The sequence below is a fragment of the Patescibacteria group bacterium genome, from assembly GCA_040387855.1.
GTDB lineage: Bacteria > Patescibacteriota > Minisyncoccia > Phycocordibacterales > JAKAEA01 > JAZKCY01.
Genome location: JAZKCY010000001.1, coordinates 113061 through 137062, shown reverse-complemented (window position 1 = coordinate 137062; position 24002 = coordinate 113061). Strand labels below are relative to the sequence as shown.

Genomic DNA, 24002 nt, shown 5'->3' with positions numbered 1-24002 from the left:
AAAAATCCCATCCTGAGCAAAGCTAAGGATGAGATGTTTAGTAGGCCGCCGGGAGTATTCACCCTAGCGGTAAGCTAAGTGGGTGCCTGCAGCTAACATTCTTCGGTACCAACGTCTTGCGACGAGGGCGCACCAGATTGCAGCGATGTTAGGCTCCCTAAAGAATACTTAATAAGAATGAATATCCCGAGCGACCTGTACTCATTATAAGTTTTTAAAATTTCTTGAATACTTACCAACAAGAATTAAATATGTTTCTATTCTAAAACTCCACCCATCTTTATGTCGTACAAAATTTGTTCCTGTACAAGCTTATAATCCATGATTTCATCAGGATTAAACCAGTGTTTGATTTCTTCTTCTGCTTCTTTTGGAGTTCCTGATGCATGAATTAAATTTCTAATAGATCGGCCATCAGCATCAGTCATTTGATATGAATCCAACACATAATCCCCTCGAATTGTTCCTACATCTGAGGTTAGTGGTTCAGTCCCACCGGTTATCTTTCTCACTATTTTTACCGCATGAGCGCCTTGCCACACCATGGCTACAAGTGGCCCTGCTGTCATATAAGTCTTAAGCTTTCCCAAAAGTGCACCGGTCACTTCCAATGGATCTTCAGTTGGTGGAGTGAGACCTTTATCTTTATAGCCTTTAATTGTTTTCTCTCCAGTAATACGTCGCCATTCTGGATCAAGGGTATAATGAGCTTCAATATGCTCAGGCGTAGCCATCATCATTTTCATGGCTACTAATTTAAGTCCAATTTGTTCGTATCGCTTAATAATCTCCCCTATCAATGATCGCTGGATACCATCTGGTTTAATAACCACAAGTGTTCGTTCGTATTTTGGATGTGACATGTACCGATTATAACTTTGTTGCTGCTGCTGGTGCAACTGGAGGCACAGGATCTGGCTTTTTATACTTAAGCATAATGTCAGCCTCTACATCTGCTCGATCACGGCCATATTTCAAACCTGAAAGTTCTTTGAGTTTTTCAAGATGATCTTTCTTACCTTGTGGAGATGCTTGTGCCTTAATATCAAAAGGTTTTACCGGCTTTCCGCGAACAAGTATCTTGAGATATGCATGGTAGTTCTCAATATTCATAATATCTTTTGCAGTAAATTCAGGAGCAAATTGTTTTTCAAGAAATTCTGCATCATCTGCACCCACTCGATATACCGCCATATTTCCTACGTTTCCAAACACGGAGTCTCGAATACCTTCATCTAGTTGGGCGATAAATTGGTGAGCAACATTGAGTGAAAGCTTGTACTTTCGAGCTTCAGAAAGAATAGTTGAAATAGAATCGGTAGTTACGTTTTGGAACTCGTCGATATAAAGATAAAACGGAGCTGGATTTAGATGAAGTGAATCAGCTCGTGAAAGTGCGGCCATCAAGATTTTCCCCACAATAATAAGACCAATGAGATTGGCATTAATATCTCCAAGTCGTCCCTTGGCAAGGTTCACTAAGAGAATCTTCTTAGTATCCATAAGCTCTCTAAAATTGAAGCTTGATTGTTCCTGAGACACAATTGGTCTCATGATGTCGTTTGAGAGGAATACGTCGAATTTAGAGGTAATATACGGCACAATATTACCAAGGGATGCTTCTCCTCCAGCCTTCTCGGCAATCTCTTTCCAGAATTGCACAACAATAGGATTTTTACATCGCGCAATTTTCAGCTGTCGATATGCTTTATCGGCAAGTACACGAGATACGTCCAAAAGAGTAGAACCAGTATCTGGGTCTTCAATCACAAGCATTGTTGCATTTCGGAAGTACTGTTCAAACATTGGACCTCCCGATGTTTTCATATCGAAAAGCTTGTTAAAAATAGACATCATTTCGTTGACCACGAATGTCTTCTGTTCTGGATAACGTCTATCATACTCAAGCATGTTGAGAGACATTGGTCGCTTTGTATCACTTGGATCAAAGTAAATAATATCTTCATATCGTTCTGGAGGAATAATAGAAAGAATATCCAAAATATCTACGCCGTGAGGGTCAATCATACATACTCCCTCTCCCTGGAGAATATCTTGAGCAATCATATTCTTGAGGATAGTTGATTTACCAGTTCCAGTTTGTCCGATCACATACATATGTCGCAATCGATCTTCTTTAGTCATGAATACTTTAGTCTCAACATTTCGGAATCTATTTACACCAAGTAATGTTCCATCTTGAGGCATATCCATAGGTGCAGGAGCTGATGCTGCCATACTTTGCTTAAGTTGTGGAGATGATTTGATAGTTGATCCTGGAAAGTGAAAAAGTGTTGTAAGTTCCTTAAAGTTTATAGGTAGTAAATGGTCTGAAGTAAAAGCTCGGTATGAAAAATCTTTTGCCATTGCAATAAGTTTTTTACCACTTTGTCGCTTAAAGATAAGTTTATTCCCTTGCGTATTTTCCACCTGACGGAAACTTGATTCAATGTCCGAAATTATTTTATCTGCGTCAGAAATAGTAGGTGCTGATGCAATAATACGAATATTCACTTCAGCAATTGGACTAGAAATTTTATTCTTTAATTGCTCTACTGCATTTTCATCAACAGTTTTTGATGTATCTTTGTCTTCATCTTTTTTACTTCCGAAGAACACATCTTTAAAACTGCCAAACACTTCTTTAGCTATAGATTTTGGAAGTGCATCCTTAAGCTTTGTCCCCTTTTGTACTTGCTCAAGGGTCATTTTGTATTGCTTTACATATTCATCTGCAACAGGCGGTCGAATTATAAACTGAATTGCGGCACCTTCGCCGTCTTTTTTAATTTTAGAAAACGTATTCAACACTACGTTCATTGGATCATGATCAAATGTTTCGTATGTTTTGATAGGTAATGCAGCATGCGAATCAAATTCTGCAACTGATCCTACCGTTGCTCCTGCTTCATTAAAGATATTGTAGTCATCGGGAATTTCTTTGATCTTTGCCAATGGAAACAGTGAAAGGATTTGCTTTTCAAACAAATTCTTTTTTGTATCAGGCACCGATACATATACAATAAATTCTTCACTATGATTTGGGTTGGCAATTTCAATAGAAAAATATCTGCCTGAATCATCACGGTCTTCAATAGCCATCATACCTGAGTAAAACTGCTCCATCGATGAAACAAGCTCTTTAATGCTTTTATTTTCCTGATCTTTTGAGTCAGGAAGAGACACTTCATAGAGTGTCATATTAAGCTCTCTAAACAATTCAGATTTCGGCTTCAATCCATCTATTACTAAACCTTTTTTAACATACTGTACTAAGAATCTATGAAAATCATCCTCAACGTGCGGATCATTCATTTCAGCCACCACATCCATAGCATTTTTAATCCCCTTTTCTTTAAGGATTTTTACAAGTTCTATAATTTTATAATCATGAGTCTCAGGAGCGAGATTGAGGGCTAAGTCTTCTATATAAGTATCGGGTGCTTTGTGGGTCTCGTGTAACACAGCTTGTGTGGGAGCATAGCTGTAATCTTTTACTTTATCTGAAATAACTTCATCACGTGTAACTTCTGCACCTCGTGCCATGAGTTCCCTCTCTCGCACAGCTACCTGATTTCTTAAATATGCTAACTCTTCTTCAGGTGAAGAAAATTTTTGTTCTGGTTGAAGTAGATTTGGATTTTCCATAGGAAAATTATATCACAGCTTCATTTTTTTAAATTTTAAAAACTACAAAGTTGTGAGTATCTCAGCTCCATCTTCAGTAATCACAATAGTATGTTCAAAGTGCGCTGCCATAGATCCATCAGATGTTCGCACTGTATATCCATCATCGTCGAAATCAATATCTGCTGTTCCCAACGTAAACATAGGTTCAATAGCCAACACCATGCCTGGTTTCAAAAGCACTCCTTCTCCAGGGCGTCCATAATTTGGAACAAATGGTTCTTCATGTACAGAATAACCAACACCGTGTCCGGCCAATTCTTCTACGATACCGAGTTTGTGAGGGTTGGCATGTGACTCAATAGCAAAACCAATATCCCCTGTCGTCTTGCCCGGTTTTGCGGCTTTGATGCCCATCATGAGGCCCTCCTTAGTAATTGTAATTAGCTTTTGTACATCTTTTGAAGGTTTACCTACAGCAACCGTTACTGCATGATCGGTAAACATCTTTTTATGAATCAAGCCAAGATCAAGGCTCACTACATCCCCCTCCTCCAAAACTTTAGGCTTTTCATTTGGAATACCGTGCACAACTTCGTCATTTACTGACACACACAAACTTGCAGGAAATGGTCGGTCGGCACCTTTTGGTTTGTAGTTTAAAAATGCAGATTTATCTCCACCTTTTTTAATAAGATTCTCAGCAAAAGTATTTAAATAATCTGTTGATACACCAGCCTTTACTTCTTTTACAACTTCAGCAAGAATAGAGGCAAGGCGCTTACCTCCCTCTCGTAAAATTTCTATTTCTTTTTGAGACTTAATAGTAATCATATAAGCTTACATCCCAGTTTTTTCTAGGATCTGTTTATGCACGTCTTCAATACTCTGATTACCATTAATAGTAATAAACGTATAATACTCATTGTTTTTGAAGTACTCTACTGTTGGTAATACATTTGAGTCATACCAATCAAGTCGTGAATCAATATCTTTCTGTGTGTCGTCTGATCGTCCTCGATGTAATAAGTGATCCTTTGCCCAGTCTCGAGGCACATCAATGAGAAGCACAAAAGGTTTTTCACGCTTATAAAACTTAAGGGCATCATCAAGAATAGGTGCTTCATACGCCCGTCGTGAAAGACCATCGAGAATGAGATGTTCTGATCCATCCATATAGCGCACAAAGTAGTTAGTCCAAATCCAGATTGGAATGAATGAAGGTAGAAGTCCCCCCACTTTCATAATATCAGATGTCATCTTTGCAGTTAGGCCTACTTCGTTTGAAAATTCTCGGAGTTTACTTCCAGTTTCTATATATTCTACTTGAGTTTCTGGTGTTTTCTTTTTTAAATAATCTATAAGAAGTTTAGCCTGTGTTCCCTTTCCAGATCCTGATCGGCCAAAAAATAAAAATGTTTGGGGTGTCATATTCTTAGTATAACAAAAAACCTCATGAAGAGGTTTTTTGAATTAGTATTCTTTCATTGATACCTGAGCTTCGGTCTTTTTGATGAGATCAATAACTACTGATACAACGATGAGTAATCCCGTACCTCCAATTGCAATCGATGAAGCACTTGGTACAAGACCTTGAACAATGAGGGGCACCACAGCAATGATTGCGAGGAAGAGTGCTCCGAAAGCTGTAAGACGAGTCAACATTCGAGACATGTATACCGCTGTTGATTGTCCTGGTCGCACTCCTGGAACAAATGCACCATTTTTCTGAAGATTGGTTGAGAGACTCTGAGGATCAAAGGTTACTGCTGTGTAGAAGTAGGTAAATGCAAAGATAAGAATAAAGTAAATACTTGCATATACCCACTGATTTTGAAGAGTCGTATCAACCCATCGAGATGCGGCCTGAACAGTTGCATTGTCTACCTGAGCCAAGAATCGGAAGATTACTTGTGGCAACAACAGCAATGACATCGCAAAGATAATTGGAATAACCCCAGCCTGATTGAGTCGTAATGGAAGATAGGTTGAAACACCTCCATATACCTTATTACCTCGCACTCGCTTAGCATAGGTTACTGGAATTGGACGTTCTGCTTCAGTGATAACAACAATCGCATAGATCATAGCTACAGCAGCAATAAGAAGTGCTATGTACACAGGAAGTTGTGACTGATCAAACTGGTATGCAATTTGTGTGACACTTAATGGCAATGCAGCAATGATACCTCCGAAGATAAGGAGAGATACTCCGTTTCCAATACCGAATTCACTGATTCGTTCTCCAAGCCACATAAGGAATACTGATCCTCCTGTGATAATCATGAGGTTTCGAATCATATCAAATACGGTCAATGTATCGATAACACCCTGTCGTTCAAAAAGAGTAAGGAATGCAAAACCTTGGATAAGTGCAAGCGGAATAGAAAGCATTCGTGAGTACTGAGCAAACTTCATTCGTCCTGCAACACCTTCTTCTTGGTACATTGTCTTCAATCGAGGAGACATCAAGGTCAACAACTGCATGATAATAGATGCAGTAATGTAAGGACCAACTCCAAGCATCACAATTGAAAGGTTTGACAAACTACCTCCAGAGAAGATGTTTAAGAATCCGAGAAGCTGGTTTCCAGCAAAGAGTGAGTTTAATCGAAGTGTATCAATACCAGGAATTGGAATAACTGAAAGTAATCTAAATACGACAAGAAGACCAAGGGTTATAAAAATCCTTCGTCGTAGTACCTTGTCTCCTATAATTAATCTTAATTTTGACCAGAGTGAGTTCATGAAATGTTTCCGCCAGCTTTTTCAATCTTTGCCTTTACTGATGCAGACACTGCTAGATCTTTAAAAGTGAGCTTCTTTGTAAGATCTCCAATACCGAGAATCTTTACTGTAGGCATTTTACCATTTCGAATAGAAATAATCCCCTTTTCCAAAAGTGTAGCCTGAGTTACCGTATCACCGTTTGCAAATGCTGCCTCAATAGCAACGATATTTACAGGAGTATCTCGCTCGTAAATACTTACGTTGCTGTTCTTACCACGTCCTCGCATTTTAGGAATCTTCTTGATGATATCTCGCATTTCAGGTCGAATCTTTCGTCCTGCTCGTGCTTTTTGACCTTTTGTACCTCGGCCAGCTGTTTTTCCACGCTTACCTCCTCGCGCAACAATCATGCGCTTTTTATTTTCTGTTTTTCTTTTTAACTGATGAATCTGCATGATAGTTTTATTTAGCTTCTACCTTTGCTCCACGTCCCTGCTGAGCCATAATTACTTTTCGATGTGGGGTAAGACTCTTCAATGCATGAATAGTTGCTCGGGCATTGTTTAATCGGTTCTTTGAACCTGAGCGAAGCTTTGCTCCAATATCCTTAAGTCCTGCAAGCTCGATAATACTTCGAACAGAACTTCCTGCTACAATTCCTCGTCCAGGAGCTGGAGTAAGAACTACAACTGATGAAGAAAACTTTGCGGTAGTCTCATAAGGAATAGACATAGTCTTTGTCATAGGAATCTTTACGAGTTTCTTTTTTGCACTCTTCATAGCCTTTTCAATAGCAAGTGCTGTATCCCCCGCTTTTCCAAGTCCTACTCCTACTTTACCTTTTCGGTCTCCAATAACGAGCGCTACTGAGAAACTAAATCGTCGTCCTCCAGCAACCACTCGGGCTACTCGTCGGATATCAATGATCTTCTGATCATATTCAGGCTTCTGTTTTTCAGGTCGTCCTGCAAATCGTCGAGGATTCTTTTTGAAATCTGGTCGTCCACCTGCTGAAGTAGGTCCATCTCGTCGAGGACCTCGCTGTGGAGGTCGAGCACCCTGAGCATTGTGAACACCTGAAGAGGTTCCAAACTCTGCTTGTGTATTTGGTGTTGCGGGTGTATTAGGTTGTTTCTGTTCTTCTGACATATATATTTAGAATGAAAGTCCTCCTTCGCGTGCTCCTTCAGCAAACGCTTTAATCTGACCAGTGTAAATAAAACCTCCTCGATCAAAAACTACTTTTGAAATGTTTTTGCTAAGAGCAAGCTTTGCAAGTTCCATACCTGCAGCCTTTGCTTTTTCAAGCATTCCCTTTCCAGCAACCTTCTGAGTTGAAGCTGCTGCAAGAGTAGTACCTAGATCATCATTAATGATCTGAGCATATACCTGCTTGTTAGACTTATACACTGAAATTCGAGGTTTTTCCTGGGTACCAGAAATTTTCGCTCGGATACGTCCGTGTCGTCGTGCTCTTTTTTCGTATTTAATAGTGCTCTTATTCATAAATGTTATGCAGACTTCTTACCTACCTTTCGACGAATAACTTCATCTTCATATCGGAACCCTTTACCTTTATATGGTTCTGGCTTCTTCCAAGCTCGAACAACTGCTGCAAATTGTCCTACTTCTTCTTTATTTGCACCTGTTACAGTTACAATACCTTTATCTGAGGTTACTTTCAAGGTAGTAGGGATTGCCATCTTTACTGGATGAGAAAATCCAAGAGCCATCACCAAATCAGTTCCCTTTACATCGGCTTTATATCCAATTCCTTCAAGGATAAGTTTCTTAGTAAAACCTTCTGTTACACCCTTTACCATATTTGTAATATGAGAAGCGTATGTTCCCCAAAAAGCCTCTGGTGCAGATTTCTTTGGTTCAATTACCACAGTTTTATCTACAACTTTTACTTCAACAAAAGATCCAAACTCTTTTTCAAGTGTTCCTTTTGGTCCTTTTACAGTAACTTTACCACCGGCTACGGTGACTTCAGTCTTTTCAGGAATTTCTATTATTTTTTTGCCGATTCGTGACATATAATTACCAGATTTTAAAGAGAAGCTCACCTCCCACCTTCTGCTTTCGAGCCTCAGCGTCAGTCATAATTCCCTTAGGAGTTGTGAGTACAAGTACTCCGTGTCCTTGCTTAACAGATTTCAAATCTTTAACACCTCCATACATTCGCTTTGAAAGATGTGATACTCGCTGTACCCCTTTTACTCGAGGACCATACTGATCATAGATAAGACCAATCTCAAGTGACTTCTGCACTTTCTTTCCTCGCTTTGTACTATTTTTAACAAATCCTTCTTTTTCAAGAAGATCTACAATAGCGAGTTTGAGCTTTGAGAACGGAACTGAAACAGTTTCCTTTTCTACATCGCTTGCATTTTTTATTCGAATTATTAAATCTGAGATTGTGTCCATAAATTTATTTGAATCAGTACAGTTACAGTATTACCAAGATGATTTCTTAACGCCTGGAATCATTCCTTCGTTTGCCAATTCACGGAAACAGATTCGGCACATATCAAACTCTCTCATGTACCCGCGCTTTCGTCCGCAACGGAAACATCGACGAACAATTCGTGTGCTAAATTTTGGTGGTTTTTGTGATCGTGCTATAACGGATGTCTTTGCCATAAAGTGAATGAAATACTAGCAGAAAATGTTGTTGTGGTCAACGTTCTGCCTTGTATACTATTTTTTGTCTTTTTTCTTAGCTTCCTTTGCTTCCTTAACGTCGTTCTCAGCCTTCTTGAATGGGAAACCTAAGAAATCAAGAAAAGCCTTTGTTTCCTTCTTATTGTCTGATGTGGTTACTACAGTAACCGCCAAACCAAACACATCCTTTACATCTTCATCAGTTGTTTCTGGGAAGATAGTATGCTCTTTGATTCCTACGGTATAATTACCCATATCATCAATTCCCCGTGCTGAAATTCCTCGGAAGTCTCGTGTTCGAGGAAGCGCAACATTTAAGAATCTATCGAGGAAATCAAACATTCGCTGTCCTCGTAGTGTCATTTGATACCCAACGGTATCTCCCTGTCGGCTCTTAAAGTTTGAAATTGATTGCTTCGCACCTCGTGGAGCAGCTTTCTGACCTGTAATTTTTCCTAGTCGATCAGCAATAAGCTCAATCTTCTTTTTATCTTTCTGAGAACCAATACCTGAAGATACAACTACCTTCACCAATCGTGGTGACTGCATCTTATTTTTGTATCCGAAAGATCCCTTGAGGGCATCGAATGATGTATTATTTTTTTCCTTAACAGACTTCATGATATTTATTTAGTTTCAGCTTTAGCCTTCTTAGTAGTCTTCTTTGGCTTAGCATCATCAGCCTTTTTCACGTTTGAAACATGAATTGGATGAGGCATTTCAACAATTTGACCTTTTTGTCCTTGGCGAGTTGCTCGCTTGTGGCGCTTTTTGATATTTACTCCCTCAATAAGAACTTTGTCTTCCTTTGGGAATGCCTTAACTACCTTTCCAGACTTTCCTTTGTCCTTACCGGTAAGCACTATTACATTATCTCCTGATTTGATCTGCATATATTTGAATATTAGAGCACTTCAGGTGCTAATGAAATTACTGCTTGGAATTTTCCAGAAAGTTCTCGTGGCACTGGTCCGAAAACTCGGGTTCCTACTGCACCGTACTCTTTCTTGGTCTGGTTAATAATTACAACTGCGTTTTCATCGAATCGGATGTATGAACCATCTTCTCGTCGAAATGCTTTCTTCTGTCGCACAACAACAGCTTTTAATACATCTTTCTTCTTAACTGACTTTCGAGGTTCAGCCTTTTGCACAGAAAGAACCACGATATCGCCAATTTCCGCATAGCGCTTTTTTGAAGATCCAAGTACTTTGAAAATTCGGCCAATCTTGGCACCTGTGTTGTCGGCTATTTTAACTATTGAGCGGGGCTGTATCATATACGTTTTGCTATTGCTGCGCTGACTTTATTTCTAAAATTCGGAAAGACTTATGTCGTGAAATAGGTCGTGTTCCAATAATAACCACTTTGTCCCCTACTTTTGCCTTATTGCCTTCGTCGTGCACCTTATACTTCTTTCGTGACTGTACGAATTTCTGGTACTTTGGGTGCTTTACATATCGTTCTACGACAACCACGACAGTATCCTTCATCTTATCTGATGAAACAACTCCTTCAAGTGTCTTTGCTTTTGTTGTGTGTTCGTGTGTCATAAACTTATGCGTTTCGCGCGTTAAGAGCAGTGAGAATTTGTGCAATTTCTTTCTTTATTCCTCGTCCTTCTTTTACATTTCGAGTCTTTGAACCTGAAAGGTTGAATCGAAAAGATTGAAGAGCCTTTCGTTTCTCAACGAGAGTTTTCTGAAGATCTTGTGCACTTGTTTTATTAAATGATGACATTGTGGTTGATTCTAGCTATTTTTTGACATTAGTCAATCGTAGCTCCTAAATTCGACTATCCTTCTCGACTTACTACCTTTGTTTTAAGAGGAAGTTTTGTTCCTGCCTTTCGTAGAGCTTCTCGAGCTGTCTTTTCATCGATACCATCGACTTCAAAGAGTACTCGTCCAGGCCATACTTGCACCTGATATCCTACTGGGTCTCCTTTACCCTTACCCATCTTCACTTCAGCAGGCTTCTGGGTATATGGCATATCTGGGAAAATTCGAACCCAAATCTTCCCAGTCTTTCCAAGTGATCGAGAGATCACCTTTCGAGCAGCTTCAATCTGATTTGATTTTACTCGCTGTTCTGAAACAGCTTTGATACCAAATGATCCGAATGAAAGCTTATTGCCTCGTGTATCCATCTTTACTCGACTTGGATTTCGGCGCATTACGTGCCATTTTCTATGTAGTACTTTTTTAGGGAAAAATTGCATGGCAGTATATTATTTCTTAAATATGTCGCCCTTATAGATCCATACTTTGATACCAATATCACCGTATGTCATGTGAGCCTTTTCTCGTGCAAAATCAATATCCGCTCGCAATGTTTGCAAAGGAATTCGACCTCGCTTTAGTTCTTCATATCGTGCCATTTCAGCTCCACCAAGTCGTCCTCCTAGTGCTACTCGCACTCCTTGAACTTCTCGATTTGCCATAACTTTCTCAACAGTCTGCTTGAGTACTCGTCGGAATGGAAGTCGTTTCTCTAAGCTTTCTGCAACCATCATACCTACAATGGCAGCATTTGATTCAGGTGACTTTATTTCTTCAATATCTACTTTGAGTTCCTGTGTGATAGAAACTTTAAGTTTCTTGATAAAGTTCTGAATGTCGTTCTTAAGCTTTACTGAGTTTTCTCCACTTCGACCAATAATCATTCCAGGTCGTGAGGTTTTGATAATGACACGGAGTGCCTTCTCGTTTCGTTCAATTTCGATACCACTTACATACATCCCTCGTAGCTTCTTCACAAGATATTCTCGAAGAAGAACGTCGCATTTTAGAAAGTCTCGGAACTTTTTATCAGTTCCAAACCAGCGAGACTTCCAGTCTCTCAAGATTCCTAAACGATGTGAATATGGATGTACGGTGTGTGACATAAATTATTTAGATTTCTTCTTAGATGCTTTTGGTGCTGCCTCTTCTAGAGTAAGCATTACGTGCGCTGATCGCTTCTTAATTGGAAATGCTCGTCCTCGTGCTCGTGGCATTGATCGATGAAGAGTTACTCCCTGATCAACTCGAATCTCCTTAACAATAAGGTTTTCCTTGTCGATATTAAGATTCTTAGCATTTGCAAGAGCAGACTCAATAAGCTTTGCAAGAGGATCCCCTGCACGTTTCGCAAGAAAATTGAGCTCAGTTACAGCTGCTGTAGCTTTTTTACCACGGACAAGGTTTGCAACGATGCGGACCTTACGGGTTGACTGTCGATAATTTGAAAGTTTTGCGGTTACCTTGGCCATAGTAATTATTTTTTCTTAGCACCGGCATCAGCTGTTGCAGCCTTAGCAGATTGCGCTGCTGCAATTTCTGATTCCTTCTTTTTCTGTTCAAGCTCCTTCTGCATCTTACCTCCGTGTCGTAGGAATTTCTTTGTTGGAGAAAATTCACCAAGACGATGACCCACCATTTCTTCAGATACCAAAACTTCGATATGATCCTTACCGTTGTGAACGCCAAAGATAAAACCTACCATTTCTGGTGAAATCTGACTTGCACGTGCCCAGGTCTTAATAACCCCAGTAGCCTGTGGCTTTTTGCCCTCAATTTTCTTGAGAAGCTTTTCGTCAACGTATGGTCCTTTTTTGAGTGATCGTGCCATGGATAGATATATATGAAACAAAAGAGCTCTAGTTCAGAGCGTGAGTCACATATTATACGAAAGTGTGGAGCATGTCAAATCTTTCCCAAGTGAAAGGCCGATGCAGTTTATGCATCGGCCTGTTCACCTTTCTAGTTTGGGGTATTGTTCATCAAAACGCTGGGTCGAACATCGACCTAGAGCTCGCCGTCGAGCAGGAGCGCACCCTCGTGGGCGAACAGCCTGTGGTAGGCCGGCGGGGTGAGCCGCAGGGCCTCGACGTAGTGCGTCCCGGTCAGGAGGTACGGCGTGCCCGTGGCCTCTTGCTTGACCTTGCGCTCGATCTCCGTCGCGTTGTGCGTGCCGGCGTTCCGGTAGCGCTTCCGCAGGTACTCGGCCTCCTCCTCCACGGTGAGCCCGTAGGGGTCGAAGTTGCAGTCGAGCCGGAGCGAGCCCTGGAGCATCACCATCCACGGACCGTAGATCGTCTCGATCTCCGTCGTGAGGTAGTTGGCGTCGTTCGGGGCGACCGCGTCGGTCTGCTCCGTCTGCCGCTTGAAGCGCATGCTGACCGTGGGCGGACCCTTGGGGAGCATGAGCATCTTGCAGTAGATCAGGCCGGCGTCAAAGCAGGCGCTGATGATGCTCGGGGCATCGAGCGAGCAGACCTCGCGGGTCCGCTCGACGAGCTTCTCGCCGCGCTCGACCTGCTTGGGCGCCTTGGTCCCCGTGGTGAGGGGGGCGCACTCGCGGATCGGCGGGAAGTTGCTCGGCGGGCGCAGGCCCTCGACCTGGAAGTTCAGCACGAACCGGTTCACGGTGCGGAGGCTGGACATCAGGATCTTGGCGGAAGCGACGCTGGGGGTGGACGAAGCGGTCATGGAATGACCCTTTCTAGTAGGTGAAAACTGACGGAACTGGTACGGTGTATATTATAGCACAGCTATATATATTGTCAAGTGTCTTTATTGCTCTATAAATGTCGTATATCCCTCTTCTAAACGAGGCTTATTTTTCTGTAAATTCTCATACATCATAGTTACATGATCCTCCCGTACCTTTCTATCATCAGTTCTTTGAGCATTTCTTTCCAAACATATTTCTAAAGGTGTATTAAGCCACACCCCTTCAATCGGAAGGCCTGTTGAATGTGCAATAGTAATAGCTCGTTCCCGTTCTTTCGGATTTACAAAGACTCCATCAAATATAATAGTAGACTCACTATCATGAGCTTTAGTGTAGGTACTCTTCCCTGCTCCTGGAATGCCAATAAGCATCACTATCTTTTTAAATTTTCCAGATGTCGCTTCTTGTTCTAAAACAGTAAAACATTTTTCCCACGCAGCAGCCCTTTTTTCAGGAGTCCACACATATTTCCCATTTTCATAATAGTGCTGATCTGGTTCTATAATCATAAAAAATATTATCTATCTCCCAATCCCACTTTCACCAATTCAATTATTTCTTTTCGAGAGAGTACAGTCTTTTCTATTTGCCCTGGATTGATCCCTCCGTTTTGAAGTGAGTTTGTAGCAGGATCATAATACCACTGAGGGACCTTATCAAAGCGGCCTGTCTGAGAAAGAAGATCATTGGTGTAGAGCTTCACGTCACCACGTTTCATAAGCTCTGAGCGGCGTATGACAGCAATGAGAGCATGTAAATCAACACGCTTGGCAGGACGAGTCATAATATTTATATGTCCTGTGCTCATATGAATAATCGCAACATCATATGCTCCGCCCATTTGAGAACGAAGGTATCCTGAAAGGCTGATATTATCTGAAGCAATATAGATGCACTTAATATTTTTGCCATGATGCTTGAGGCTAAATATATCCACCAATCCAGCTGTGGTTTTTTCTTCAACTTCTTTTGGTAACCCTACTGTACGCTGTTCTTCTTCTAAAACGTGAGCATCAAAAAGTTCGGCAATTATTGGGTACACAGAATTTGGCTCTGAGTTATGCTTTTTATTTAAATTTATAAGGAGCCCTGGCAATCCAAAAGCTCTATCTAATGGATCATTTGAAATAATGCCTTTACCAAAAAAGTCACATCGCTCCACATATTTTCGAAGCTTTTCTAATGCTGGATTATCTATAACACCCAAGAATTTACATACGAGATCGGTTGAAGTAATTTGTACTTCTGAGCCATGGTGATCAAATTTACCCTTTCCAATATCAACAAGTACTATCCCCTCTTTTTCCAAAGCTTCTTCAGTAAAACCTACAGGTATAACAGATCTAATTTCTATCTTTGCGTTTTCAATCCCTGGAAATTTTTCTCGGCCATATTTCTTTAATATAAAAATTGCTGATGCAGTATCGTTTTGAATTCTTGTGGGAATGTAGATAGTAGTAAACATAGATATATCGTATCACTGTAGAGGTATAAAAAAAAGGAGCAAGACCGACGAGTCGATCTCCTCCTATATTCGAAGCACGATTTCTGCTAAAGCCACGGCGCCTTCCATGCTTTGGGCACTGGCGAGATAACCCTTAGCGTTGCAGAACTGTGCGTCTGCCACACCCGAGGCTTTCACCATGTCCGCGCCGTTTTTGCCAGCCCATAAACGAGGCAACGGTCTCTTCTGCAGGTTGACCGACTGAACTCTCCAGCCGCTCTCGTCTTCGCTCGGAAAGACGATCACCGAGATGTTCGGGGCGTACTTCTGCATAACCTTGGGCCAGTCGTAGGCGATGTCGAGCACGAGCAGCCCCGGCGTATCCGCAACAGCGAGCATTCGCTCGATATACGGAGGAATGATCCGGAGATCGGTCGTCACGAGTGCGACTTCCGCGACAATACGACGCCTGGCCTCCTCCACCACCTCTAAGAAGACAGCGTCCGAATTTACGTCACTAAACGGCGGCGGGTTGCGACGACGGATGTCGTCGGAAATGCCGTAGACGAGCCCCTGGCCAGCCTTGATGTGCTTGTCGTAGCCCACATCCCGTGCGTCGATCGGCTGGAACAGGATCCTGTCGACCTCTGCATGTACCTCGGCATCGTCGTTGCACAACTCATGGCCGAAGTGAGCCCAGATAAGCCCGGCCGATGCATACGGCACACCGTTGTCCCGAACACCGGCTCCACCGTCTTGATGGTGGTCGAAGTCCATAGTGGCTGAATCGTACATGTAGCCCACGTCGAAACGCAGATCACACGTGGCGAGCACTGCAGGGTCTCGGCTCCGCCGAAACTCGTTAACCATGCCGCGGGCAGCCAAGACGCCGGCAGCATGGATTTCATCACCATGAAACCGTCCGCTGTGAGTGCATGCCACCAGCTTCTCGCCTGACCAACGAATCGGAAGCTTGTCGTTCACGAGTTCTCCCATGTTTTAAACATGTGTCTCCCCTTCCATACTCACGCGAGCTGGATTCTGTGCGTAGTTATATAGTATTTCTGTGTTTTGTCAACAAACAAAAAACCCCAACCAGATGGTGGGGATTTTTGTATGGAGTATTATTTGTTGTCCTTCTTCTTTCCAACTTTTCGTCGAGAAACAATGAAGACGTTTGAGTACTTCTTTGCTCGTCGTGACTTCTGTCCCTTTCCTGTTGGCTTTCCGTATACAGACTTTGCTCGTCGAGTTCCTCGTCCCTGTCGTCCTTCTCCTCCTCCGTATGGGTGGTCTACTGGGTTCATGGCAGTACCTCGAACTGTTGGTCGAATTCCCAACCATCGACTTCGTCCCGCTTTTCCAAGATTAACAAGTCGGTTTTCATCGTTTGATACGGTTCCTACTGATGCAAATCCTGTATCAACAACTCGTCGAACTTCACTTGAAGGCATTTTGATGAATGCAAATCCTGCATCATGACCGATCACTTCTACGAAGTTTCCTGCTGATCGAGCAATCTTTGCTCCTCCGTTCTTCTTTAATTCTACGTTATATACAAATGTTCCTACAGGGATTTTGCTTAATGGAAGTCTGTTTCCAGGCTTTACATCTGCCTTCTCAGATACAATGAAAGTATCTCCTACTCGCATTGATTTTGGAGCGAGAATGTATCGCTTTTCTCCGTCTGCATATACTGCAAGTGCAATAAATCCTGTTCGGTTTGGATCATATTCGATAGTTGCAATCTTTGCAGGGATTTCATACTTGTTGTATGAGAAATCAACATCTCGATAGAGTCGCTTGTGGCCTGAACCCTTATGTCGAGTTGTTACTTTACCATGATGGTTGCGTCCTACTGATCGCTTGAAACCATGAGTAAGTGACTTCTGTGGTTCTGACGCTGTTAAATAGTCTCCATAGTTGATGGAGGTCATATTTCGGCGTGATTTTGTTGTTGGTCGGTATGTTTTCATGGTGTTCGCAGGTATATCGGGTGTCCTGGTCCCTTAGGTTTTTATTATTATACAAACTCGATAGTGTCTCCTTTCTTAAGGAACACATATGCCTTCTTTGCTCCCTTCTTGATCCCCCACTTTCCTCGTACAAAGACCTTCTTTGCAGGTACAGATGAAACTGTCACTTTAACAGGAGTTACATTGTAGAGTCCCTTTACAGCTTCAGCAATAGTTTTCTTTGTTGAATCTGATGATACTTCAAATGTATATACTCCAAGTTCTGACATTACAGAAGCTTTTTCTGTAATTCGAGGTCGCTTAATGATGTGAGAAAGACTTCGTGATCCAACTCGAGTAGCATCAACTGTTGCAACTGCTTTTGTTTCAGCTACGTCTTTCTTTGCTTCTGTTTTCTTTTTTGATCCAAATAATGCCATGTTTGTAGTAATTATTTAGTGAGAGTTTTAAGAGATTCTTCTGGATTAGCAATCACTAGGAATTTATAATTCAATACATGGAGAGGATTGAGATTTCGTACATCTCCTACTTCTACGTTTCCAAAGTTATTGAAACTCTTTTCAGTTGCAACACTCTTTCCAGGAAGGGCGATAAATGCTGCATTTGTTCGCTTCTGTGTAAGTCGCTCGTATCCCTTGATACCACTTAGTGACTTCATAACAGTAAGAGCTTCAGTTGTCTTTGGAGCTGCTAATTCAAGTGAATCAACAAAAAGAATTTCATTGTCCTTAAATTTCTTTGAAAGGATTGCAAAGAGAGCCTTTGCTTTCATCTTTCGATTGATCTTTCGATCAAAGTTCTTATCATTTCGTGGTCCGTGTGCAACACCTCCACCTACCCAGATAGGTGATCGAGTAGAACCGTGTCGTGCGCGACCAAGACCTTTCTGCTGCCAAGGCTTCTTACCTCCTCCTCGTACTTCTGCTCGAGTCTTTGCATGAGCAATAGGATTTCGTGCATTAGACATCATAGATGTCACAACTTGGTGAACTAAGTCAGCATTCCACGGAGTAGAAAAGATATCTTCAGGAAGTGTGAAGTCACCTTTCTCTTCGCCTTTTATGTTGTAAATTTTTGTTTTCATAAATTTTGATTAGAGAAAGATTATCCTCGGATTTCAACAAGAGTACCTCGTCGACCTGGGATTGCTCCTTGAAGTGCAATCAAACCTGCTTCAGCATTGATCTGAGCAATTTTGAGATTCTTAATAGTAACGCGATCAGATCCCATTCGGCCTGCCATTCGCATACCTAGGGGCACACGTCCTCCGTTTCGAGTTCCTCCAGAAATAGATCCTGGCTCTCGTTCAGAGTGCTTCTGACCGTGTGATCGTGGACCTCCACCGAATCCGTGTCGCTTCACTACACCCTGGAAACCTTTACCTTTTGTAACAGCTGAGATAGTAACAACATCACCTTCTTTGAAAGATGCAAGATCAATCTTGTCTCCAACATTAAATGTAGGAGCAGCATCACCCTTAATTCGAAATTCCTTTACGTATCGGAAATTTCCAAGAGTTTTGAAATGTCCTTTCTGAGCTTTGTTGATATTCTTTTCGTGTCGCTCACCAAAACCAACCTGAATAGCCTTATAACCATCAGTTTCTGGTGTCTTCACTTGAGTTACAGTAGCAGGTCCTGTTGAAAGGATTGTTACTGGCTGCACCTTGCCCTCAGTATTGAAGAGCTGTGTCATATTCTGTTTTATTCCTAGAATAAATTTCATGTCGGTTTATTTACAGCTCTCCTTAGATAATCTTAACGTCGATATTGACGCCAGATGGCAAGTTGAGGTTGGTAAGAGATTCAATGATCTTAGCTGAAGGATTGATAATATCAATCAATCGCTTGTGAGTTCGCATTTCAAACTGCTCTCGCGCGTTCTTATATACGAATGCAGATCGGTTCACGGTGTACTTCTTGATTTCTGTAGGAAGTGGAATAGGTCCAACAACCTGAGCATCATAACGAAGTGCTGTATCCATAATTTGTTTTACAGATACATCGAGAATCTTGTATTCGTAGGCTCGTACGCGAATACGTAGTCGCTGAATACCATCTTTCTTAGGTGCTGCTTTTCGGGATGTTTTTTTTGTCGTTGCTTCAGTCATGATGCTTTGTTGTTAATGAACTTCAAGTTTCGATATGAAACTCGAACCTATACTTATGCTACGATCTTTGTTACAACTCCCGCTCCCACAGTCTTTCCTCCTTCTCGGATAGCAAATCGTGTGTTGTTTTCAAGAGCAACTGGTGCTACAAGCTTTACCTTAAAGGTAACTGTATCTCCTGGCATAACCATTTCTACTCCTTCTGCGAGTGTTACTTCTCCAGTAACGTCAGTTGTTCGGATGTAGAACTGTGGCTTGTATCCTGTAAAGAATGGAGTGTGTCGACCTCCTTCTTCTTTCTTCAAGATGTATACTTCTGCTTCGAAGTCTGTATGAGGAACTACAGATCCTGGCTTAGCAAGAACCTGACCTCGAGTGATGTCTTCTTTCTTAAGACCTCGAACGAGAATTCCGGCATTGTCTCCTGCCATACCTTCATTCAACTGCTTGTTGAACATTTCGATACCAGTAACAGTTGTCTTTGCTGTAGGCTTGAGTCCAACGATTTCTACGTCTTCTCCAACCTTAATCATTCCTCGTTCAATTTTTCCAGTAACCACAGTTCCTCGTCCTTCAATAGAGAAGATGTCTTCTACTGGCATAAGGAAAGGCTTTTCTGTGTCTCGAACAGGAACAGGGATGAATTCATCCAAAGTCTTTGTAAGTTCTAGAACTTTCTGTGCCCATTCATCATTAATATCCTTTGCTTCAAGAGCCTTAAGGCCTGAACCTCGGATAATAGGAGTATTTTTGCCGTCGTAATCATTTTTTGTAAGAAGATCTCGGACTTCTTCTTCAACAAGGTCAATAAGATCCTGGTCATCAACCATGTCTACTTTGTTGAGGAACACGATAATCTTAGGTACACCCACCTGGTGAGCAAGAAGAATGTGTTCTCGTGTCTGTGGCATAACTCCGTCAGTTGCTGCTACTACAAGGATAGCACCGTCCATTTGAGCGGCACCAGTAATCATGTTCTTGATGTAGTCGGCGTGACCTGGAGCATCAATGTGAGCGTAATGTCGATTTACTGTTGAGTACTCATTGTGTGAGAGCGCAATAGTAATACCTCGTGCCTTTTCTTCAGGCGCTGAGTCGATATCATTAACGTTCTTCATCTTAACTGTCTGTCCTGAAAGACCGAGCACGTTAAGAATAGCCGCGGTAAGAGTTGTCTTTCCGTGGTCAACGTGTCCGATAGTACCCACGTTAACGTGTGGTTTTGAGCGATCGAATACTTCTGCCATAAAATTATTAAATTAAGTAATAAATGAACTAACTATTAATTCTTTTGCATCCAAACTGTCCAAGATAGATACAAAAAACGACGCAAAAATGCGATAGGTCTCATAGTAGCAGAACAGGAAATAATGTCAAATGAAAAGCTCGTCTTTAAAGACGAGCCTTTCAAACTTTAGATTCTAGCTAAAATTTATCTAAACAAATTATTGAGAGCATTCACAATATTTGCCACTTGTTCGCTGAAACTATAGTCAGCAGCAGTAGTAGTTGAAGTTACAACCTTAAATGTAAGTGCTACCGCGGTTCCAGCTGTGCCCTGAGCGCTTATTTTGCTGTAAGGAGTAGCTATAACAGTGTATGTGCCAGCAATAGGTGTCCAAGGGAGATAATTACCATTGGTATCGCCTTTTAGAGCAAATGGCGCTCCACTCTCTGTATAGGTTGATGACTGTGCACCTGATGTGGTGAATTTAACACTTGCAGTTCCTCCGGCAACATTTGCTCGGATGTTGAGATTTTTTGTAGGAAGTGTTGCAAGATTTAGTGTGACCCCATTGCTGATAGTTTCATACCCAGCGATTACTTGATCTGTATCAGCATTAATCAAACTGTAACCTGTGATAGTAGGAGTTGTAGGTGCTGGAGTTACATTTGATGTTGTAAAAGTAAAATACTCATTACTTTTATCACATTTGAAATTTGCGCAAACTTCAATCTTAAATTTATTTCCTGATGTAATATTATAACCAGGAGGTACAATAGCAACAAAGGTTTGCTGTTCTGTTGTTTCCCCCATGACAGCATTTCCATTAGAGTATCTTAAATCATACTCCTTATTACTTGGTGAATTTGATTCATCAATAAGATTTACAAAGTGTTGAACTCCGGGTATAGGTTTAAACTTGATTGCGAATGATGTATTGCCATTTATACTCTCACCTCCATTTGGTGAAAAAACAGTGACAGAAGATTCTGGCATTGGTCCTGATTTTACAACAGTTACACTATTTGTCTTAAAGTTTTCGAGTCCTGATGTTTGAGTTACCACAGTTCCACCAACAGTAAACTTTGTACTTGTGAGAGAAAAATATCCGGTTGAGATACCAGTCACAGGGATTGCAAAAGGTTGAATTACACCAGTTACCTGAATTGTGTATTCACTTCCTTCAGCGAGAATACTTCCCGTTGCAGCTCCAGTTGCACTCGTCATAGTGACGGTCTTGTTTGTAATTGTGATTGGAGAATATGCTGAAGAATTAAGTTTTAATTCAAAATCAGATGTTGAAGGAATTGCAGCTGATCCTCCTACAGGCTTTACTTTAAATGCAATTGTACCTGTAACTGCACTTGTCTCACCTGTTGATATACTTGTTAATGTTGAAGCAGTTCCAGATACAAAGGTAAGATTTGCCTGTGATCCAGTTGTTGAACTTGTAAAGTTTTGTACATTTCCAGTCACTCCAGCAGTAGGGATCGTAATGATTGTATCACTTAAATATTGTGCTGACGTAACTACACTTTTTGATGTAGCTCCATTTGCTGTAGTAGGAGCAAAATCTGCTTTAATAGTGAATACTCGAGTTGTATCTTTTGCAATTACAATGTTTGATGTAGGGAAATTAAATGTAACGTTTGCTGCTCCTGATCGTGAATCAATAAGAGTATTTCCATCATAGAGATACACAGCAGTTGGAATCTCTCCCGTGAAGCTAACACCTGTAGAAATAAATTTTGTATCAGCATTTACAGCTCGTGCTGCAAACTTCTGCATTTCTACACCTTGTGCGCCATATACTGAATGTACTGTGTGAGTTGTTATTGAAGGAGTACCTGCATCAAGACTTACTGTAATTACACCTGTTGTAGAAGGCACGCAAGGAGCACCTGTAAGAGAATTATACATCGCTCCTGTAGGACATCCCGGTATTGTAGGATTAGTAGGTACTGTTCCAGGAATTTCAAACCACATAGTATTACTTCTTCCGGTCACTGGATGATTGATTGCAATAGAATGACGTCCAGGCGTAAGCTTTGCTCCTACATAATTAAATGAAACAGCTGCTCCTTTATTTCCTAATGAAGGTCGTTTTCCGTAGAGCACTACTCCATCAATTAATACTTGATTTTCGAATCGAGCAAAACGCTGACCGTTGATAGACACAGCATTGTTACCAACATGAACAAAATCAATGTATGGAGAAACTTCTCCAACAATAGTTACTTCATTTGATTTATTTACAGGTGCAGAAAAATAGTCATCGGTACCTGAAGTACTTGCTGGCGCATACACATTAGCAATCTTCGCATAGTATCTTCCCGCAAAAAGCTGCTTCGGATTATATTTTGTAACTTGTGTAAACTCTGCTTGTTGATTTGCTGGAATAGTAAAGATAGTTCTTCCGTACTGGTCTTGAGTCTTTGTAACATTTGCTGGAGGAGTTACCGTTCGACTATATGAATTTGCATTTACCCAATTACCTGTCTTCATAAATATAAGCTGATCTGCAAAACCAGTCTCATATACTTTTCTTTCTTGAGATCCTGAGTTAACAATAATTTTAAAAGTTGCAACTAATGAAGGATCCATTTGTGCACTATTGTATTCAAGTCTAAGCACAGCACTTGGAATTGTGACAAAGCTAGCTACGGGAGCTGGTACATCAACAGTTTGTGCTTGCCCAACATTAAGTGGACCAACAACAAAAGCGCATATGAGAAGGCTAATTCCTATGCGGGATAATAATGCTTTCATAAAAGATATTCTCAACTGATTATGTATAATAGTAAAATCATAGCATCTAATAAGAAACTCAACTATTGAATATGTGGATAAGAAAAATATGGATTATACTTGTGTACCTCTTTGCACTCATTGGTTTTGTACTCGTTGCAGGATATTTCGCCGTTAAATGGCAATGGACAAACTCAAAAAGCATTATTGATCAACAAGATACTTTTTTTAAAACTTCATCTTCTACACCCACATCACAAAATACCCCACAATGGGCGGAAGGTGATGAATGGAAGGTATTTAAAGAAGCAGTTATTCGCGATAAAGAATCTATAAATAAAGCCGCTAAAGCATCAAATACAAGCCCTCGATTGCTTGTAGCAGAGCTCGCCGTAGAGCAGTTACGCCTTTTTCATACAGAACGTGAGATTTTTAAGTCTGTTTTTGCTCCTTTGAAACTTTTGGGTAACCAAAGCCAGTTTTCGTGGGGTGTGATGGGCATTAAACAAGAAACGGCCATACATATAGAGCAAAACCTTAAGAATACACGTTCTCCTTATTATTTAGGGCCATCATATGAAAATCTACTTGATTTTACTGCAACATCTACAGATGACATAAATACAGAGCGTTTTAGCCGTATTATTGATGAAAACAGTAGGTATTATAGCTATCTTTATGCAGCTCTTTATAACAAACAGGTCATTACTCAATGGGAAAAGGCCAACTTTGATATTTCTACTAATCCGGGAATAGTAAGTACCCTTTATAATATAGGCTTTTCGCACTCTAAGCCAAATGCATCTCCTAAAATTGGAGGCGCAGAGCTTGATATCTTAGGTAAAACTTATAGTTTTGGCGGATTAGCCCAAGAATTTTACTATTCAAGCGAATTACACGAGCACTTCCCCGCTCTTTAATACAAAAAACCACCCTTAGCAGACTTGCTTAGAGTGGTTTTTTATTTGTTTACTTAGT

At 41.1% G+C, this 24002-nt stretch carries 32 protein-coding genes; 1 reads left to right on the top strand and 31 read right to left on the bottom strand.

All coding sequences use genetic code 11. The annotated features are described in order from the left end of the window. Positions 1–257: 257 nt before the first annotated feature. The 31 genes from V4519_00795 to V4519_00645 all read right to left on the bottom strand — a co-directional run bounded on the left by V4519_00795 (position 258) and on the right by V4519_00645 (position 23045). Positions 258–863, bottom strand: coding sequence for a nucleoside-diphosphate kinase (locus V4519_00795; protein ID MES2436528.1), 606 nt, complete (start codon positions 861–863; stop codon positions 258–260). Between the two features lie 7 nt (positions 864–870). Continuing rightward, the gene (locus V4519_00790) at positions 871–3648 is read right to left on the bottom strand and encodes a DUF87 domain-containing protein (protein MES2436527.1); all 2778 of its coding nucleotides are present in this window, start codon (positions 3646–3648) and stop codon (positions 871–873) included. A gap of 42 nt (positions 3649–3690) precedes the next feature. Beyond that, positions 3691–4461, bottom strand: coding sequence for a type I methionyl aminopeptidase (gene map / locus V4519_00785; protein MES2436526.1), 771 nt, complete (start codon positions 4459–4461; stop codon positions 3691–3693). 6 nt (positions 4462–4467) lie between these two features. Then, complete coding sequence (locus V4519_00780; GenBank protein MES2436525.1) at positions 4468–5058, bottom strand: nucleoside monophosphate kinase; 591 nt, start codon at positions 5056–5058, stop codon at positions 4468–4470. 42 nt (positions 5059–5100) lie between these two features. Continuing rightward, the gene (gene secY, locus V4519_00775) at positions 5101–6375 is read right to left on the bottom strand and encodes a preprotein translocase subunit SecY (GenBank protein MES2436524.1); all 1275 of its coding nucleotides are present in this window, start codon (positions 6373–6375) and stop codon (positions 5101–5103) included. Then, entirely contained in the window at positions 6372–6812 is a 441-nt protein-coding gene (gene rplO / locus V4519_00770) for a 50S ribosomal protein L15 (protein MES2436523.1), read from the bottom strand. The genes secY and rplO overlap by 4 nt, the downstream gene beginning before the upstream one ends. Before the next feature lie 7 nt (positions 6813–6819). Continuing rightward, positions 6820–7506 (bottom strand): 30S ribosomal protein S5, encoded by a 687-nt coding sequence (locus tag V4519_00765; GenBank protein MES2436522.1) that lies wholly within the window; start codon positions 7504–7506, stop codon positions 6820–6822. A gap of 6 nt (positions 7507–7512) precedes the next feature. Further along, positions 7513–7863 carry a 50S ribosomal protein L18 gene (gene rplR / locus V4519_00760; protein ID MES2436521.1) on the bottom strand — a complete coding sequence of 117 codons (351 nt, stop codon included), beginning with the start codon at positions 7861–7863 and terminating at the stop codon, positions 7513–7515. A gap of 5 nt (positions 7864–7868) precedes the next feature. After that, positions 7869–8396, bottom strand: coding sequence for a 50S ribosomal protein L6 (gene rplF / locus V4519_00755; protein ID MES2436520.1), 528 nt, complete (start codon positions 8394–8396; stop codon positions 7869–7871). Between the two features lie 4 nt (positions 8397–8400). Continuing rightward, on the bottom strand, positions 8401–8787 hold the full coding sequence (gene rpsH, locus V4519_00750; protein MES2436519.1) for a 30S ribosomal protein S8: 387 nt from the start codon (positions 8785–8787) through the stop codon (positions 8401–8403). Between the two features lie 30 nt (positions 8788–8817). Then, positions 8818–9003 carry a type Z 30S ribosomal protein S14 gene (locus tag V4519_00745; protein ID MES2436518.1) on the bottom strand — a complete coding sequence of 62 codons (186 nt, stop codon included), beginning with the start codon at positions 9001–9003 and terminating at the stop codon, positions 8818–8820. Between the two features lie 57 nt (positions 9004–9060). Next, entirely contained in the window at positions 9061–9645 is a 585-nt protein-coding gene (gene rplE / locus V4519_00740) for a 50S ribosomal protein L5 (protein ID MES2436517.1), read from the bottom strand. Positions 9646–9650: 5 nt separating this feature from the next. Next, positions 9651–9917 (bottom strand): 50S ribosomal protein L24, encoded by a 267-nt coding sequence (gene rplX, locus V4519_00735; GenBank protein MES2436516.1) that lies wholly within the window; start codon positions 9915–9917, stop codon positions 9651–9653. An 11-nt stretch (positions 9918–9928) separates the two neighbouring features. Beyond that, positions 9929–10303: a 50S ribosomal protein L14 gene (rplN, locus tag V4519_00730; protein MES2436515.1), complete on the bottom strand. Its 375-nt coding sequence runs from the start codon at positions 10301–10303 to the stop codon at positions 9929–9931. 10 nt (positions 10304–10313) lie between these two features. Beyond that, the gene (gene rpsQ / locus V4519_00725; protein ID MES2436514.1) at positions 10314–10577 is read right to left on the bottom strand and encodes a 30S ribosomal protein S17; all 264 of its coding nucleotides are present in this window, start codon (positions 10575–10577) and stop codon (positions 10314–10316) included. Between the two features lie 4 nt (positions 10578–10581). Beyond that, on the bottom strand, positions 10582–10764 hold the full coding sequence (rpmC, locus tag V4519_00720) for a 50S ribosomal protein L29 (protein MES2436513.1): 183 nt from the start codon (positions 10762–10764) through the stop codon (positions 10582–10584). A gap of 55 nt (positions 10765–10819) precedes the next feature. After that, entirely contained in the window at positions 10820–11245 is a 426-nt protein-coding gene (gene rplP / locus V4519_00715) for a 50S ribosomal protein L16 (GenBank protein MES2436512.1), read from the bottom strand. Between the two features lie 9 nt (positions 11246–11254). Continuing rightward, complete coding sequence (gene rpsC, locus V4519_00710) at positions 11255–11911, bottom strand: 30S ribosomal protein S3 (GenBank protein MES2436511.1); 657 nt, start codon at positions 11909–11911, stop codon at positions 11255–11257. Positions 11912–11914: 3 nt separating this feature from the next. After that, on the bottom strand, positions 11915–12277 hold the full coding sequence (gene rplV / locus V4519_00705; GenBank protein ID MES2436510.1) for a 50S ribosomal protein L22: 363 nt from the start codon (positions 12275–12277) through the stop codon (positions 11915–11917). 5 nt (positions 12278–12282) lie between these two features. Beyond that, positions 12283–12636, bottom strand: a complete 354-nt coding sequence (rpsS, locus tag V4519_00700) for a 30S ribosomal protein S19 (GenBank protein MES2436509.1) — start codon at positions 12634–12636, stop codon at positions 12283–12285. A gap of 176 nt (positions 12637–12812) precedes the next feature. Next, positions 12813–13496, bottom strand: a complete 684-nt coding sequence (locus tag V4519_00695) for a hypothetical protein (protein MES2436508.1) — start codon at positions 13494–13496, stop codon at positions 12813–12815. Between the two features lie 84 nt (positions 13497–13580). Continuing rightward, positions 13581–14030: an AAA family ATPase gene (locus tag V4519_00690; GenBank protein ID MES2436507.1), complete on the bottom strand. Its 450-nt coding sequence runs from the start codon at positions 14028–14030 to the stop codon at positions 13581–13583. Positions 14031–14038: 8 nt separating this feature from the next. Then, a complete protein-coding gene (locus V4519_00685; protein ID MES2436506.1) occupies positions 14039–14986 on the bottom strand; it encodes a hypothetical protein in 948 nt (315 codons plus the stop codon). A gap of 63 nt (positions 14987–15049) precedes the next feature. After that, positions 15050–15961, bottom strand: a complete 912-nt coding sequence (locus V4519_00680) for an MYG1 family protein (GenBank protein ID MES2436505.1) — start codon at positions 15959–15961, stop codon at positions 15050–15052. 128 nt (positions 15962–16089) lie between these two features. Beyond that, positions 16090–16941 carry a 50S ribosomal protein L2 gene (gene rplB, locus V4519_00675; protein ID MES2436504.1) on the bottom strand — a complete coding sequence of 284 codons (852 nt, stop codon included), beginning with the start codon at positions 16939–16941 and terminating at the stop codon, positions 16090–16092. A gap of 47 nt (positions 16942–16988) precedes the next feature. Next, positions 16989–17360 carry a 50S ribosomal protein L23 gene (locus V4519_00670; protein MES2436503.1) on the bottom strand — a complete coding sequence of 124 codons (372 nt, stop codon included), beginning with the start codon at positions 17358–17360 and terminating at the stop codon, positions 16989–16991. 11 nt (positions 17361–17371) lie between these two features. Continuing rightward, on the bottom strand, positions 17372–18025 hold the full coding sequence (gene rplD, locus V4519_00665) for a 50S ribosomal protein L4 (protein ID MES2436502.1): 654 nt from the start codon (positions 18023–18025) through the stop codon (positions 17372–17374). Between the two features lie 20 nt (positions 18026–18045). Further along, a complete protein-coding gene (gene rplC / locus V4519_00660) occupies positions 18046–18666 on the bottom strand; it encodes a 50S ribosomal protein L3 (protein MES2436501.1) in 621 nt (206 codons plus the stop codon). 22 nt (positions 18667–18688) lie between these two features. After that, entirely contained in the window at positions 18689–19051 is a 363-nt protein-coding gene (rpsJ, locus tag V4519_00655) for a 30S ribosomal protein S10 (GenBank protein ID MES2436500.1), read from the bottom strand. 53 nt (positions 19052–19104) lie between these two features. Further along, a complete protein-coding gene (gene tuf, locus V4519_00650) occupies positions 19105–20298 on the bottom strand; it encodes an elongation factor Tu (protein MES2436499.1) in 1194 nt (397 codons plus the stop codon). 185 nt (positions 20299–20483) lie between these two features. Beyond that, positions 20484–23045 (bottom strand): hypothetical protein, encoded by a 2562-nt coding sequence (locus V4519_00645; protein ID MES2436498.1) that lies wholly within the window; start codon positions 23043–23045, stop codon positions 20484–20486. Between the two features lie 71 nt (positions 23046–23116). Between V4519_00645 and V4519_00640 the strand changes: the two genes are divergently transcribed. After that, positions 23117–23944: a DUF1402 family protein gene (locus V4519_00640; protein MES2436497.1), complete on the top strand. Its 828-nt coding sequence runs from the start codon at positions 23117–23119 to the stop codon at positions 23942–23944. Positions 23945–24002 lie beyond the last annotated feature (58 nt).